The following is a 13037-nucleotide window of genomic DNA, read 5'->3' on the forward strand; positions in this document are numbered from 1 at the left end:
GGCCGGCGCCCCGGCCGGAGCCGCGCCGGGCCGGCGCCCCGGCCGGAGCCGCGCCGGGCCGGTGCCCCGGGCCGTTGTCACGGCGCGTGTCCGCCGATGACCTCGTACTGGCGCGTGCCCGCCGATGGCCTCGTACATTGGACACGTGGGCGCCACTGGCTCCGGTGAGCAGCTGAGCGGGGGGCGGGTCGACTACGCCGCCCTGTTCGCCGCCACTCCCAGTCCCTACCTGGTCATCGATCCCGGTCTGGTGATCGTCGGGGTCAACGCGGCGTACTGCCGGGTGACCGGCAGGACGAGCCGGGATCTGCTCGGGCAGTACCTCTTCGACGCGTTCCCCGACAACCCCGAGGATCCGGATGCCGACGGGGTGCGGAACCTCACGGCCTCCCTGGAGCGGGTACGGGCCACGAAGCGGGCGGACACCATGGCCGTCCAGCGGTACGACATCACCGTCGCCGGACAGCCGGGCGTGTTCGAGGAACGCTGGTGGTCCCCGGTGAACACCCCGGTGCTCGGACCGGACGGCGAACTCGCCTGGATCATCCACCGGGTCGAGGACGTGACCGCCTTCGTACGCACCCGGTACCGGCAGCGGCAGGAGGACCTCGTGCACCCGCGACGCCGGCCCGATCCGGGCGTGGAGGCCGAGCTGTACGCCCGGGCCAAGGAGCTGGAGCGGCTGAACGAGGAGCTGCGGCGGGCGCACGCCCGGGAGCGGCAGGTGGCGATCACCCTCCAGGAGGCCATGCTGCACTCGCCCGACCTGGCACGGCACTCCAATGTGGCGGTCCGCTACCTGCCGGCCATCGGCTCGCTGAACGTGTGCGGGGACTGGTACGACGCCGTCGACCTCTCCGACGGCCGCTTCTTCGTCGCCGTGGGCGACGTGGTGGGCCATGGCCTGGAGGCCGCCACCGTCATGGGGATGCTGCGCAGCGCGCTCTCGGCGGCCAGCCGGGCCGTCGCGGGCCCGGCCCAGGCGCTGGAGGTGCTGGGCCTGTACGCCCGCTCCGTGGACGGCGCACTGGCGGCCACCGCCTTCACCGCCCTGGTCGACACCCGGTCGCAGCTGATCATCTACTCCAGCGCGGGGCATCCGCCCCCCGTCCTGATGCGCCCCGACGGCACCTGCCAACTGCTGGACCAGGCCGTCGACCCACCGCTCGGTGCCCGGCCGACGCACGTCCCGCGCCCCCAGGCCGGCACCGCCTACCACCCGGGCGATAACCTCGTCCTCTACACGGACGGCCTGATCGAGCGCCGGGACGAGGACATCGACACCGGACTCCAGCGTCTGACCGACACGCTGCGCCAGTGCCTCGGGCTGAGCCCGGAACGCCTGGCCGACGCCTTGCTGGAGAGCCTGGGCGTCAGCCACGGCGCCCGGGACGACATCGCCCTGGTCGTGGTCGGGCTGTGAACACCTCGCGTGCCGCTCGCCGTTGAGGCCGTCCCCGGACGGCGCCAGCGCCGCGCCGGACGTCGGGTCGGCGTGAGCCACTGCGGGGTGTCAGGGGCGTACCAGGCGGCGCAGGGCCAGGCGCGCGAGTGGTGCGTAGGCCACCAGGACGGGCAGCGCGCCCCGCATCGTGAGCCGCGTGCAGCTGCCGTTCGGGGTCGCCCGCACCTCGTGGTGCAGCAGCAGTCGCGCCGGTCCGCAGCGCACCCGCCAGGTCCAGGCCCGGCGGTCGGGGTCGACGTGGTCGACGACGAACGCGGCGCGGATGCCCGCCACCGACTCGACGGTGCCGCTCAGCCCGGGCACCAGGGTCCGGCTGTGTGCGTGTTCCTGGTGTTCCTGGTGTTCCTGGTGTTCCCGATGGTCCGTATGTTGCCTGTGTTCCGTGTGTACGGCCTTGATCTGCGGTGACCAGCGTGACCACTGGTCGACGCAGGCGTAACGGCGCCACACCGTCTCCGGCGGGGCGGCGCCCGCGGCGCGCAGGGTCAGCCTGCCCATGGTCCACCGGGTCCCCACCGCGCCGGACGGACGGCGCGTGCCCCGCTCATCCGATCTCGTCGCGCAGGTACTCGGTGAGGGCCTTGCCCGGCCGGAACGCCGCCGTACCGTCACCCGCGTGGAAGCTGCCGAAGCTGCCGAGAGTGACGGTCTGCCCGGCCTTCAGCGCCTCGGCGATCGTCCCGGGGTGCTCCACGGTGCCGAAGAGCGCGTCGAGGACCCGGCCGATGTCCTGCGGGCCGAACTGCCGGCCGTCCGGATGCCCGGCGGCACGGCGAGCGGTGGTTTCGATCAGTCGCGACCTGTCCATGATCACATTCCTCGGTGACATCGCAGTGGTAACGCTCCAACTCCTCCCCACCATCGAGGCCGGCACCGCCGATCGCATCTCGCCGACGGCCCGGATCCCGGGCGGCCCGCCGGGGCGACGCGTCCTTGCGCGAGCCTCCCGCCCCCTCCATCCTGTCCCGAGTACATGACAAGGAATTCGTTCGAACGCCACCTGGAGGGGGACGCACATGGAGGACATCCGAGCGACGAAGCGTGTCAGGGCGCGAGCCCGGATGCCGCGCGCCGCCTTTCGCGCCGCGGCCGCGCTGGGGGTCGCCGTCGCGGCCTTGATCGAACTGACGACACCCGCCTCGGCCGGAGGCAACCTCCTCTGGGCGTCGGCCGGCAGTGTCGGCAAGCGCTGGACCGTCTGCGCGCATGACCTCGCGGTCCGTTCCAGCCCGAACGGCCCGGCCTTCGGCTACCTCTACGGCCCTGACCAGTCGTTCACGATCTACGATCCCGGGAACTTCGAGTTCGGCGGCGAATGGGTCCGCGGCCACGCCTGGGGAGGCGTCAACGCGGACGGTTACGTGCAGAACGGCTGGTTCTGCCTCAACAACAGCTGACACGCGCGGCCGGCGCGCGGCGCTCCCTTCCATCGGGCACCTGGAGGCGGTGCGGCAGCGCCGTGCCTGGTTCGAACGGCACGTCGAGGCGCACCTGGTGCTCTGGTGGGTCCCCGCCGGACACCGCCCGACCGTCGACGGGGCCCTGGAGCGACCGGCGCACCTGCGGGCCCACGGGCCGTCCCCGCGCGCCTTCACCTTCGCCTCCCCCTACAACGGCCACCGAAGCCGCCCGGCATCCGCAGGCGGGCGTGGCGACGGTGCAGGGCCCGCCCTTCCTTCCGCATGCCCCGGCCGATGCCCCTCGAGCACGTGGGGCCCGGCCGTTGCGACCGGGCCCCACGCCCACTTCACGTCCGGTGCTCCGCGCCCGGGACGTCCGCGTCTACCAGCGGTACCAGCGACCCTTGCGGCCACCGCTGCCCGCGGGCCGCACGACGAAGCCGAGGAGCCACAGGACCAGCACGATCACCGCGATCCACCACAGCGCCTTCAGCGCGAAGCCCGCACCGAACAGGACCAGAGCCAGCAGAAGAACCAGTAGCAGGGGAACCATCGTCATCAACCTCCTGGCCACCGGATGCCCCTGCGCCGGCCCCGCAAGCACACGCACCACGCGTTACTTCCACGAGATGGAGGGAATCCGCGCGCCGCGCACGATGCCCGTTCCCCCGTACGTCACGCACCACGGCCGGGCATGTCCGCTCACCCCGCGACCGCCTCTCCGGCCGCGGTTCACGGGCCGCCGTTCACGGGCCGCGGTTTACGGGCCGCGGTTTATGGGCCGCGGTTCACGGGCCGTGGTTTACGAACGGGGTGAGAGGTCATGCGACCGCCAGTACCGAATGCCGGAAACCGAGGAAGGTGAACAGCATGTCCGCCAGCGAGAAGGCCCGGGCCAAGGCCGAACAGGCGGTCGGCAAGGCCGCCCAGGCGGCCGGACGCGCCGCAGGCAACGAGAAGCTGATCGCCAAGGGCCACGCGGCCGAGGCCGCCGGCAAGGCCCGCGAGGCCAAGGAGTCCGTCAAGGACACCGGCCGCCCCTGACCGGCGCGCAGCACCCCCACGGCTGAGGGGCGGGCCCGGCACCGGGACCGCCCCCGCCCGACGTCCTCGGCTCGGCGCACGACCGTAAAGCTCGCCGTCACGACAGGATGGTGCGATAACCTGTGACGATGGACGAGGTGTCGGACGAGGGACCGTTCTTCCACGGTACGAAGGCCGAGTTGCAGGTCGGGGATCACCTCGTCGCCGGTTTCCGCTCCAACTACCGGCCCGAGATCGTGATGAACCACATCTACTTCACCGCGTTGCGCGACGGTGCGGGACTCGCCGCCGAACTCGCCGCCGGCGACGGGACCCCGCGAGTGTATGTCGTCGAACCGACCGGGGAGTTCGAGAACGATCCCAACGTCACCGACAAGAAGTTCCCCGGCAACCCCACCCGTTCCTATCGCAGCAGGGAACCGCTCCGGATCGTCGGCGAGGTCACCGACTGGACGCGACAGACACCCGAAGCACTCCGGATGTGGCGAGACCGGCTGGCCGCGATCCGCGCGGACGACCGCGCCGAAATCATCAATTAGTGGCTCGGCTCCCATAGTTGGCTGGGTAATCGACGTGCCGTCCGGTAGTCAGCAGACTGTCTCCAGGGGTCTGATCTTGGAGGTGGTCGTGGAACGTCGGTCGAGTGTTTTCGTCCGTTAGGTCAGCATGGAGGAGGGCTGCCGGTTGCAGAAGATCAGCCGTACCGCGAAGGATCCGGTCCGGCTGCGGCGAGCGATCGTCGTGCTGATGTCCGCCCAAGGACATCACCTCGCTGATGCAGGTCGGTGAGGACTACGTCCGCGATGTCATCCACGCCTGCGGGTTCGAGTGCCGTCCGGGGTCCAGACCCGCCCCGTCACGGTCGCGGTGGGTCTGCTCGCAAAAGCCACCCCTCACCACCGGCGAACTCAATGCCCTGAAACGAGGCACCCACCGTTACCTGGTCGAATCCGAGTTCCCGATGCAGGTCGAGCGAGGCACGGTTCTTAGCGGAGATGAAGCACCAGACTGCCGAATCCCGTTCCCAGATCCAGTCCATGCGCCGCCGGGTCAGCAGCCTCGCTATGCCACGACGTCGCCAGTCAGGATCCACCGTGACACCGGTCAGGTAGTAGCCAGCCGGAGCACCATCCTCAGCATGCTCAGGCAGAAAAGCCGCATTCGCGTACCCGACAACTTCACCGGATACCTTCGCGGTGATCACCAAGCTGCCCTCGCTACGAAGCGCCCGATGGATGCGGTCTGCCCATTCGCCCGCCGAACCACCGCGCGCCCGGGCCTGCAACAAGGCCAGCATCGGCACGTCGTCCTCGGTTGCCTCCGCCACCACCGCGGTCACCGGAGCGTGGCGCTCGGCCGGGTGCGGAAGGTAAGCGGCGAACCGCAAATCCATCCTTGCCATGTCGCCCCTCTCGCCCGCCCGGCGCTGTCCCGGCCCACCACGCTATCGCGGCCGGCGTGGGGCCGATGCCCGGCCAACGATGCGAGCCAAGTCACTAGTTCAGCGGTTGTCGTAGGCCGTGCGAGCGGCGTCGATGTGTGGCAGGTGCGTGATGCTCCATTCGAGCAGCGGCGCGGTGGCCTCGCGCAGGCTCCGGCCCATCGCGGTCAGTTCGTAACTGACGTGCGGCGGCATGACGTCGCGGACCGTGCGCGTCAGGATCCCGTCGCGTTCGAGGTCGCGCAGCGTCACGGTGAGCATGCGCTGGCTGATGCCGTCGATGGCCCGCTTGAGCTCGGTGAAGCGCAACGGCCCGTCCTTGAGCATGCGCACGATCAGCAGCGCCCACTTGTCCCCGACGATCCCGAGGACTTCACGGGCCTGGCACGGGTCCTGCACGGTTACCTCCTGAGAACCGAGGCACCGAAAAGTGCCGTATTGCCCGGGGAGCGTCGCGGGGTCACGATGTTCGCGGTTACCAAAGAGTACCGAGGCACGAGGAGGAACCACACGACCATGGCCACATTCCTGCTGGTACACGGCGCCTGGCACAACGGGCGAAGCTGGGACCGGGTGGTCCCGCTGCTGGAGGCGGCCGGGCACCGGGTGCTCGCGCCGTCGCTATCCGGCTACGGCGACAAGGCACATCTGCTGAGCCCCGAGATCGGGCTCGGCACCCACATCGACGACGTCGTCGGCCTGATCGAAGACGAGCACCTCCACGACGTCGTACTCGTCGGGCACAGCTACGCCGGGATGGTCATCTCGGGAGTAGCCAACCGGGTCCCGAAGCGGATCGCGCATCTGGTGTTCCTCGACGCGATGGTCCCCGAAGACGGCGAGACCGCTGTCGACGTCCTCCCTGTCACCAAGCAGCTCATCGACCTCGCCGTGGACGGCTGGCGGGTTCCGCCGATGCCCGAGTCGCCGCCGCCGCTCGGCTTGTTCGGCGTCACCGATCCCGACGACCTCGCCTGGTTGCGCTCGATGCTGTCGGACCAGCCGGTGCGCTGCCTGCGGGAGCCGGTCCTGCTGGACGAACCGGCCGCGCGCACGATCCCGCGCACACACATCCACTGCCTCGAGGGCCGGCCGGCGGACATCACCCGGCGTCCCGTCCCGGCAGGCGAACGAGTACGCGAGCTGCCGACCGGCCACGACTGCATGATCACCATGCCCGTCGAACTCACCGCGCTGCTGCTCGAGACGGCCTAGAGGCCGCACCCCCTGGGGTGTCATCGGCGTGGGCCTGGGCCACCAGAGCGGTGAACACCCGCTCCCACGTGTCGTCCACCGCCCACATCCGCAACCGGTTGCAGACGCTCCGCCGGTTGCCGTACCTCTCCGGCACAGGCGTCGCCGTCCGGGCCGGCCCTGCCTACACGAAGTGGACCACGATGCGCCCTTCGTTGGCCGAGTCGACCTCGTAGCGCTTGTAGAGCCTCTTCAGGTGGGCCTGGCCGAGCATCGCCAGTACCCGGGCCTTGAGCTGGCCCTTCCCCTTGCCAGGGATGATCTCCACGCGTTCCGCCTTGGTTGCCGCGGCCTTGAAGATGACCTCACGGACAGCCCGGTCGATGTCTCGCTCGTTCCTGAAGAGCGGGTGCAGGTCGAGCGTGAGTGTCATCGAAAGCCTCCTGTTGTCGCGGGTCGTCGCCGGCACCCTCCACCGCGTCGGGAACGAGTACCAGGGTGGAGTAGCTGTGTCAGGGACGCAAAGTACCGCACCGCCCTGGTCCGGCGTTCGGCAGCGTCGTTCGGGGACCGCCCACGGCTATATGTTGCTTGCTCATGACACACGCAAGCATGCCCGACCTCGTCCAGCTCACCGACGCCCGCGACATCACTCCCGAGCTCCGGCGTCAGCTGATCGACTGCTGGATCGCGGTCACCAACTCGGGCGGCGCCGCCGGCTTTCCCTTCCCGCCGGTCCGGGACGACGACGTCGAGCCCGTCGCGGACAAGCTCCTCAGCCGTCTTCACCCGCGACACAGCCGACTCGTCACCGCGAGATTCGACGATGTTCTCGTCGGATGGGTCGTCCTCAACCGCGATCCCCATCGGCTCGTCGGACACTGGGGCACGGTTCACCACCTGCAAACCCACCCCGGTTTCCGGGGTCTTGGCGTCGGCTCCGCGCTCATGCGTGAGCTGCGGAAGATCGCCCGCAACGACTTGGGGCTCGAACAACTCCGTCTCGCGGTCCGGGGAGAGGAGGGACTGGAGGACTTCTACAGCCGACTCGGGTGGCGTGAGGTCGGTCGCTGGCCCAGGGCTCTCCGCCTCGCGCCCGACGACACCCGGGACGAGGTCTTGATGCTCCTCGATCCCCTTTGACGTGCGGTGCCGCGCGGGCCGCCCGCCGGCTACTGGGGCCGTGGGGTGTCGTGGGCGGCCGGGCCCGTCAGGGTGATGACGCCGTTCAGTCCCAGGCGGGTGAGCAGGGCGTACAGGTGTTCGTCGAGCCCGGTCACGGCCAGTGAGCCGCCCAAGGGGTCCAGGCGCTGGTACCAGGCGATGAGCGCGGTCACGCCGGTGGAGTCCAGGTGCAGGGTGCGGGAGGCGTCGAGCGTCAGGTGCCGGCAGCCCTCGTCGATGATCCGGTCGGCCACGGCGCGCAGGAAGGGCGTGGAGTACAGGTCCACGTCCTCCGGCAGAGCCGCGACGACGTGGTCACCGGTGCGCGCGACGATGTGGAGCACCGCTGTACCTCCTGGGCACGGGCTTCACCGCGCTGATGAGAACACGCCAGCGAATTCTCGCTGAGCCGAGTGACCAGGCTACTGGCGACGACGTCGAAAGCGGAGCTGATGCCCGGATCCGGATAAGTTCGGTTCGGCCTCCCGGCGGGCTGTTTGTGGCGTTTGCGTGTGTCTTTCCCAGGCGGGTTGCCACGACGGCGGGCGATGCGGGACGGTTGCCGGAGGACATCTGTTCCCCATGGCAGGAAGGTGGTGAGGTGCGCACCGTGCGTGCCTCCGTTTGTGTCTGCTCCCCGCGGTTCTTCCGCCCGTCCGCCCCTCGCCGGCCAGCAGGTCGGCGCGACGTGGACTGAGGCCCCGTATCCCGTGCTGGTCGTCGACCGGTACGGCCGTCTCGTGCGTGTCAACGACGCCGCCCGGCTGGTGCTGCCGGCCGCCGCGAGCGGCGTCCGGCTGCGCGAACAGGTGCCGGACTGGCTGTCCGACGCCCACCAGCAGATCACCGAGACCACCCCTCCCGGCGCCGCCGGGGACCTACCGCACGGAGACATCGGCGGCCGGTTCTTCGAGGCGCATCCCACCGTCAGCGTCGAGGGCGACGTGGTGTGGTGGCTGGTCGACGACACCGACCGCCGTCTGGCCGAGAGCGCGCTCAGCGACACGCGAAGGCGCTCCGAAGTCCTCTCCCAGGCGTCCAGCACGCTGCTGTCCACGCTGAACGTGCCGCGTTGCATGGAGGTGGCCGCGTCGATGGCCGTGGAGCATCTCGCCGAAGCCGCCGTCCTCGTCGCGCCGCCCCAGGGGCGGCGCTGCCCACTGACGTACGCGCGCCGGGGCGGACCCGTCGTACAGACCACCCGGCAGGTCGATGTCTCCGGAGTGCCGGGGCTGGCGGAGGCCCTCCAGGGCTTCCCGCCCGTGCCGGCCCGCTGGATCAACCCCGACGAGATCCCGGACTGGTTGCTCCCCGAGGGCTTCGCCGGACCGGTCGGGTCCGTGATCGTCGCCCCGCTGCCCGGCCACGGCGTGCCCGCCGGGGCGCTGGTCCTGCTGCGCGCCGGCACCGAGCAGGCGTTCACCGAGGGCGAGGAGGTCTTCGCCCGCCTGTTCGCCGCCCGGGCCGGTGCGGCGCTGTCCGCCGCCCGGCTGTACAGCGAGCAGGCCACGATCACCGCCACGCTGATGCGGGACCTGCTGCCGCCCGCGCTGCACACGGTGCACGGCGTGGAGTACGCCGGCAGCTACCGCGCGTCCAGGGACCACGAGCGCGTCGGCGGGGACTTCTTCGACGTCCACCCCGGAGCCGGTCCCGCCGAGGAGACGCTGGTGGTGCTCGGTGACGTCGCGGGCAAGGGCCTGGACGCGGCGGTCCTGACCGGCAAGATCCGCAACACCCTGCATGCCCTGCTGCCGCTGGCCGAGGACCACCAGTACGTCCTCACCCTCCTCAACGGCGCCCTGCTCACCTCCCACCACACCCGCTTCGCCACCTTGGTGCTGGCTTCGGTGCGCCGCCGGGCCGGCCGGGTGCGGCTGCGGCTGACCAGCGCCGGGCACCTGCCCCCGCTCATCGTCCGCAACGACGGCACGGTGGAGGAGGCCGCCACGCGCGGCACCCTGGTCGGCGCCCTGCCGTCCGTCACGGCGAGCACGGTGGAGACGGTGTTGGCGCCGGGGGAGACGTGTCTGCTGTACACCGACGGCATCACCGAGGCCCGCGGCGGACCGCTGAACGACGAAATGTTCGGCGAGGACCGTCTGAAGCGCGCGCTCGCCGAGTGCGCGGGCATGCCGGCGGAGGCGGTGGTGGAGCGGGTGCAGATGCTGGCCGCCCAGTGGCTGGGCAGCGGGCGGCACGACGACATGGCCGCCGTGGCCATCAGCGCTCCGAAAACCGGTGCGCTGACGGTGGTCGACGGACGAGCGGGCAGTGGACGGACCGGAAGGAGCCGGCAGTGAGTGTGCCCACCGCGACGAACGGTGTGGTCGAACGGTTGTGGCAAGCGGTGGCCGACGGCGACGAACACAGCGCCGCGGCCGTCGTGCACGACGCGCTGGACGAGGGAATGAGTGAAGAAACGCTCCTGCTGGAGGTGATCGCACCGGTCCAGGAGAGGGTCGGTGCCGAGTGGGCCGCCGACCGCATGAGCGTCGCCCAGGAGCACGCCGCCACCGCCATCAGCGAGCGGGTCATCGCCTCCCTAGCCCACCGCCCGGACAGGGACAGGGGCCCGGTGTACCGGGGCCGGGTCACGGTGAGCTGCGTGGACGGGGAGTGGCACGCCCTGCCCGCCCGCCTGGTCGCCGAGGTGCTCACCCTGCACGGCTGGCGCGTGGACTACCTCGGCGCCCAGACGCCCACCCCCCACCTCATCGCCCACCTGCACCTGACCGACCCCGCCGCGGTGCTGCTCTCCGGCTCGCTCCCCACCCACCTGGCGACCGCGCACGCCGCCATCACCGCCTGCCAGGCCGTCGGCGTCCCCGTCCTGGCCGGCGGACGCGCCTTCGGCCCCGGTGGCCGGTACGCGCGCGCCCTGCGCGCCGACCGGTGGGCGGCCGACGCGCGGGCGGCGGTCGCCGTCCTGGAGGAAGGCATACCGCGGCCGGACGCCTCGGCGATCCGGCAGGTGGTGGACGACCTGCCACACCTGGCCGACCAGGAGTACACGATGGTCACTCAGTCCCGGCCCCAACTCGTCAAACAGACCCTGGTCGACCTGGAAGACCGCTTCCCCGCCATGCGCGCCTACAGCGACGCCCAGCACGAACGTACCGCCGAGGACCTGGCGCACATCGTCGACTTCCTCGCCACCGCCCTCTACGTCGACGACCCCGACCTGTTCACCACGTTCCTGACCTGGACCGCCGACATCCTCACGGCGCGCGGTGTGCCCGCCCGTTCACTGCCGGCCGGCCTCGACGTCCTGGCCGGCCGGCTCCGTGACTTCCCCCGCACCCTGAAGCTGATCGAGCAGGGCGTCACCGCCCTGGCCGAGCACGCCACCCGTCCTGTCCCCGGCCCCGACACACGCGCATGACCCATCTGCCACCCACCGGGTTCACCCTCGCCGTCCGCCGCGAGCCGCTCACGCTGACCGTGCGCATCCACGGCGAACTCGACCACGAAACCAGCGACGACCTGCTCGGCGAAGTCACCGGACGGCTGACGGCCGACGGGACACCGCCCCGCCACGTCCACCTGGACTTCGGTGAGACGACCTTCATCGACTCCTCCGGGCTGACGGCCCTGCTGATGATCCACCGCCGTACCAGTGCCGTCGGCGCCGTCCTGCACCTGGACAACCGGCCCGCCCGGCTGGAGCGCATGCTCCAGCTCACCAACGTCCTCGACCACCTCACCGCCCCACCGGCAGCCGCCACGGACCGGCGGGCGGAGCGGGGGGAGCGGGTGCAGCGGGCGGAGAGGGCGGGGAGGCCGAAGCGGACGGAGGGGGCGGAGGAGGACGACGGCCTCACCGGTGCGGGCGTCCCCTGACCCGTGCCCGGCCCTGATACCCGGCTCCCGCACCCGGACCGCCGACGACCGCGCGATGCGCCTCGCGGCGATCGCGCGATGGGCCCGGCTACGGGCGGCCGGCCCCGCTCCCCAGGGCCCTCAACGCGTCGTCCGTGAGCCGGTACACCGTCCACTCGTCCTGGGGACGGGCGCCCAGCGCCTCGTAGAAGTCGATCGCGGGGCGGTTCCAGTTCAGGACCGACCACTCCAGTCGCTCGTAGCCGCGAGCCACGCAGATGCGGGCCAGCTCGGTCAGCAGGGCCTTGCCGTGGCCGCCGCCGCGGGCCTCCGGGCGGACGTACAGGTCCTCCAGGTAGATGCCGTGCACACCCCGCCAGGTGGAGAAGTTGAGGAACCACAGCGCGAAGCCCACGACCTCGCCGTCGGCGTCCTCGGCCACGTGCGCGTAGGCGGCCGGGCGCTCGCCGAACAGGGCTTCGGCGAGTTGCTCCTTCGTCGCCCTGGCCTCGGCGAGCGCCTTCTCGTACTCGGCGAGTTCGAGGATCAGGGTGTGGATGACGGGGACGTCGGCGGGGGCCGCGGTACGGATCATGCCCCGAGTCTCACACGCGGTGCCCGCCGGGCTCCACGCCGGGGGCGGAGGCCGGGACCGGGCGCCGGGTGCTCCGCCGTGGGAAAACGTGTCCCGTTGGGCGTCTTCGTCGTCCCAGGGGGCACATCAGGCCCTTCGGTGACCTGCCGGGAGCCGGTTGTCAGCACTCTGTCGTCAGCTTCCTTTGCGCACCACTGAACGGAACGGAGAACGTCATGAAGCTCACCTCGAAGGCGGCCCGCAAGGCCTCCCTGGCCATCGGTGCCGTGTCCTGCCTGGCCGGCGCGGTGCTGGCGGGTACGGCGGGACCGGCGTCGGCCGCCACCGCCCACACCTTCAAGGTGTGCGCGTACGGCAACTACACCGCCTACGCCACCCTCCCCCAGCAGGGCGGCATCTCGACCGTGCTCATCGCGCCCGGCAAGTGCGAGCAGCTCTCCCTCTCGTCCGGCAGCACGTACGGGAAGGTGTACGGCATCTACAACACCAACCCCGGCAAGAGCTTCTACGTCGGTACCGCCCACTTCAGCTCGTCGACGGGCTGGACGGGCGCGGCGAAGGGGACGACCACGAGCCCCTACCTCGCGAACCTCGGCTGACGCACCGCCCGCCGCGCGTGCGCGGGTGCCCGGCGCTCCTTCGCCCCCGGGCACCCGCGCGCCCCGTCGGCCGCGGCTGCGCCGGTCGTTCTTCGCATGCGGCGCCGCGCGCGTTCCGCAGCCGGACTTCGGGCCGGTCGCCCGGCGGATAATGACGGGGACCCCGATGTGCACTGGTGTTCCTTTGTGGCACAGGACCTCAGAACGCCACTACGCGGGTGGTCCTCCGCCTTGCGATGCACCGAAACCCCCTAGCCCCGCACCGGCAGGGCGAGCCGGCGCGGGCCCACGGTCCCGCGCCGGCCGCCGCGTC

18 protein-coding genes and 1 pseudogene are annotated in these 13037 nt (G+C 71.2%); 11 read left to right on the forward strand and 8 right to left on the reverse strand.

Annotated elements, in window-relative coordinates; translation table 11 throughout:
- Positions 1-145 precede the first annotated feature (145 nt).
- Complete coding sequence (locus tag IF37_RS0123155) at positions 146-1423, forward strand: SpoIIE family protein phosphatase (protein WP_253915822.1); 1278 nt, start codon at positions 146-148, stop codon at positions 1421-1423.
- A gap of 90 nt (positions 1424-1513) precedes the next feature.
- Here the strand turns inward: IF37_RS0123155 and IF37_RS0123160 are convergent, their stop codons facing one another.
- Both IF37_RS0123160 and IF37_RS0123165 read right to left on the reverse strand, forming a co-directional pair.
- Positions 1514-1963, reverse strand: a complete 450-nt coding sequence (locus IF37_RS0123160) for an SRPBCC family protein (RefSeq protein ID WP_030745619.1) — start codon at positions 1961-1963, stop codon at positions 1514-1516.
- Between the two features lie 46 nt (positions 1964-2009).
- Positions 2010-2273 (reverse strand): HU family DNA-binding protein, encoded by a 264-nt coding sequence (locus IF37_RS0123165; protein ID WP_030745622.1) that lies wholly within the window; start codon positions 2271-2273, stop codon positions 2010-2012.
- Positions 2274-2481: 208 nt separating this feature from the next.
- Between IF37_RS0123165 and IF37_RS0123170 the strand changes: the two genes are divergently transcribed.
- Together IF37_RS0123170 and IF37_RS43745 are read left to right on the forward strand one after the other, a co-directional pair.
- The gene (locus IF37_RS0123170; protein WP_052845308.1) at positions 2482-2862 is read left to right on the forward strand and encodes a hypothetical protein; all 381 of its coding nucleotides are present in this window, start codon (positions 2482-2484) and stop codon (positions 2860-2862) included.
- Positions 2863-2896: 34 nt separating this feature from the next.
- Positions 2897-3076 (forward strand): annotated as a pseudogene (locus IF37_RS43745) (DUF3291 domain-containing protein); the annotation flags it as partial.
- Positions 3077-3247: 171 nt separating this feature from the next.
- On the opposite strand, the gene IF37_RS0123175 reads toward IF37_RS43745, so the two are convergent.
- The gene (locus tag IF37_RS0123175; protein WP_030745624.1) at positions 3248-3418 is read right to left on the reverse strand and encodes a hypothetical protein; all 171 of its coding nucleotides are present in this window, start codon (positions 3416-3418) and stop codon (positions 3248-3250) included.
- Positions 3419-3735: 317 nt separating this feature from the next.
- Between IF37_RS0123175 and IF37_RS42370 the strand changes: the two genes are divergently transcribed.
- Entirely contained in the window at positions 3736-3909 is a 174-nt protein-coding gene (locus IF37_RS42370) for a CsbD family protein (protein ID WP_079165837.1), read from the forward strand.
- 128 nt (positions 3910-4037) lie between these two features.
- Positions 4038-4448, forward strand: coding sequence for an NAD(+)--rifampin ADP-ribosyltransferase (arr, locus tag IF37_RS0123185; RefSeq protein WP_030745627.1), 411 nt, complete (start codon positions 4038-4040; stop codon positions 4446-4448).
- A gap of 317 nt (positions 4449-4765) precedes the next feature.
- On the opposite strand, the gene IF37_RS0123190 is transcribed toward arr, so the two are convergent.
- Entirely contained in the window at positions 4766-5311 is a 546-nt protein-coding gene (locus IF37_RS0123190) for a GNAT family N-acetyltransferase (protein WP_030745630.1), read from the reverse strand.
- A gap of 99 nt (positions 5312-5410) precedes the next feature.
- Complete coding sequence (locus tag IF37_RS0123195; RefSeq protein ID WP_030745633.1) at positions 5411-5749, reverse strand: helix-turn-helix domain-containing protein; 339 nt, start codon at positions 5747-5749, stop codon at positions 5411-5413.
- Positions 5750-5866: 117 nt separating this feature from the next.
- Here IF37_RS0123195 and IF37_RS0123200 point away from each other — a divergent pair, with 117 nt between their 5' ends.
- On the forward strand, positions 5867-6565 hold the full coding sequence (locus IF37_RS0123200; RefSeq protein ID WP_030745636.1) for an alpha/beta fold hydrolase: 699 nt from the start codon (positions 5867-5869) through the stop codon (positions 6563-6565).
- A gap of 163 nt (positions 6566-6728) precedes the next feature.
- Here the strand turns inward: IF37_RS0123200 and IF37_RS0123205 are convergent, their stop codons facing one another.
- On the reverse strand, positions 6729-6977 hold the full coding sequence (locus IF37_RS0123205) for a Smr/MutS family protein (RefSeq protein ID WP_030745642.1): 249 nt from the start codon (positions 6975-6977) through the stop codon (positions 6729-6731).
- Positions 6978-7156: 179 nt separating this feature from the next.
- On the opposite strand from IF37_RS0123205, the gene IF37_RS0123210 reads away from it, so the two are divergent.
- A complete protein-coding gene (locus IF37_RS0123210; protein WP_052845309.1) occupies positions 7157-7687 on the forward strand; it encodes a GNAT family N-acetyltransferase in 531 nt (176 codons plus the stop codon).
- Positions 7688-7716: 29 nt separating this feature from the next.
- Here the strand turns inward: IF37_RS0123210 and IF37_RS0123215 are convergent, their stop codons facing one another.
- The gene (locus tag IF37_RS0123215; RefSeq protein ID WP_052845311.1) at positions 7717-8052 is read right to left on the reverse strand and encodes an STAS domain-containing protein; all 336 of its coding nucleotides are present in this window, start codon (positions 8050-8052) and stop codon (positions 7717-7719) included.
- A 366-nt stretch (positions 8053-8418) separates the two neighbouring features.
- On the opposite strand from IF37_RS0123215, the gene IF37_RS0123220 reads away from it, so the two are divergent.
- From IF37_RS0123220 to IF37_RS0123230, 3 genes are read left to right on the forward strand one after another with little or no spacing between them, the layout of a single operon-like run.
- A complete protein-coding gene (locus tag IF37_RS0123220) occupies positions 8419-10011 on the forward strand; it encodes a PP2C family protein-serine/threonine phosphatase (RefSeq protein ID WP_030745648.1) in 1593 nt (530 codons plus the stop codon).
- The gene (locus IF37_RS0123225; protein WP_030745650.1) at positions 10008-11093 is read left to right on the forward strand and encodes a B12-binding domain-containing protein; all 1086 of its coding nucleotides are present in this window, start codon (positions 10008-10010) and stop codon (positions 11091-11093) included. The genes IF37_RS0123220 and IF37_RS0123225 overlap by 4 nt, the downstream gene beginning before the upstream one ends.
- A complete protein-coding gene (locus IF37_RS0123230; protein ID WP_063886403.1) occupies positions 11090-11551 on the forward strand; it encodes an STAS domain-containing protein in 462 nt (153 codons plus the stop codon). Before IF37_RS0123225 ends, IF37_RS0123230 begins: the two co-directional genes overlap by 4 nt.
- Before the next feature lie 88 nt (positions 11552-11639).
- Here IF37_RS0123230 and IF37_RS0123235 read toward each other — a convergent pair whose 3' ends face one another.
- Positions 11640-12125, reverse strand: a complete 486-nt coding sequence (locus IF37_RS0123235) for a GNAT family N-acetyltransferase (RefSeq protein ID WP_030745656.1) — start codon at positions 12123-12125, stop codon at positions 11640-11642.
- A 215-nt stretch (positions 12126-12340) separates the two neighbouring features.
- Here IF37_RS0123235 and IF37_RS0123240 point away from each other — a divergent pair, with 215 nt between their 5' ends.
- A complete protein-coding gene (locus IF37_RS0123240; RefSeq protein WP_030745658.1) occupies positions 12341-12724 on the forward strand; it encodes a hypothetical protein in 384 nt (127 codons plus the stop codon).
- The last annotated feature ends 313 nt before the right edge of the window (positions 12725-13037 follow it).

It is taken from the genome of Streptomyces sp. NRRL S-31 (assembly GCF_000718775.1).
Lineage (GTDB): Bacteria > Actinomycetota > Actinomycetes > Streptomycetales > Streptomycetaceae > Streptomyces.

What these genes read in the sequence shown, in the direction of transcription:
- IF37_RS0123240 (WP_030745658.1), top strand. Translation starts at nt 12,341, where the DNA reads ATGAAGCTCACCTCGAAGGCGGCCCGCAAGGCCTCCCTGGCCATCGGT.
- IF37_RS0123235 (WP_030745656.1), bottom strand. Translation starts at nt 12,125, where the DNA reads ATGATCCGTACCGCGGCCCCCGCCGACGTCCCCGTCATCCACACCCTG.
- IF37_RS0123170 (WP_052845308.1), top strand. Translation starts at nt 2,482, where the DNA reads ATGGAGGACATCCGAGCGACGAAGCGTGTCAGGGCGCGAGCCCGGATG.
- IF37_RS0123190 (WP_030745630.1), bottom strand. Translation starts at nt 5,311, where the DNA reads ATGGCAAGGATGGATTTGCGGTTCGCCGCTTACCTTCCGCACCCGGCC.
- IF37_RS42370 (WP_079165837.1), top strand. Translation starts at nt 3,736, where the DNA reads ATGTCCGCCAGCGAGAAGGCCCGGGCCAAGGCCGAACAGGCGGTCGGC.
- IF37_RS0123230 (WP_063886403.1), top strand. Translation starts at nt 11,090, where the DNA reads ATGACCCATCTGCCACCCACCGGGTTCACCCTCGCCGTCCGCCGCGAG.
- IF37_RS0123175 (WP_030745624.1), bottom strand. Translation starts at nt 3,418, where the DNA reads ATGGTTCCCCTGCTACTGGTTCTTCTGCTGGCTCTGGTCCTGTTCGGT.
- arr (WP_030745627.1), top strand. Translation starts at nt 4,038, where the DNA reads ATGGACGAGGTGTCGGACGAGGGACCGTTCTTCCACGGTACGAAGGCC.
- IF37_RS0123205 (WP_030745642.1), bottom strand. Translation starts at nt 6,977, where the DNA reads ATGACACTCACGCTCGACCTGCACCCGCTCTTCAGGAACGAGCGAGAC.
- IF37_RS0123160 (WP_030745619.1), bottom strand. Translation starts at nt 1,963, where the DNA reads ATGGGCAGGCTGACCCTGCGCGCCGCGGGCGCCGCCCCGCCGGAGACG.
- IF37_RS0123200 (WP_030745636.1), top strand. Translation starts at nt 5,867, where the DNA reads ATGGCCACATTCCTGCTGGTACACGGCGCCTGGCACAACGGGCGAAGC.
- IF37_RS0123210 (WP_052845309.1), top strand. Translation starts at nt 7,157, where the DNA reads ATGCCCGACCTCGTCCAGCTCACCGACGCCCGCGACATCACTCCCGAG.
- IF37_RS0123165 (WP_030745622.1), bottom strand. Translation starts at nt 2,273, where the DNA reads ATGGACAGGTCGCGACTGATCGAAACCACCGCTCGCCGTGCCGCCGGG.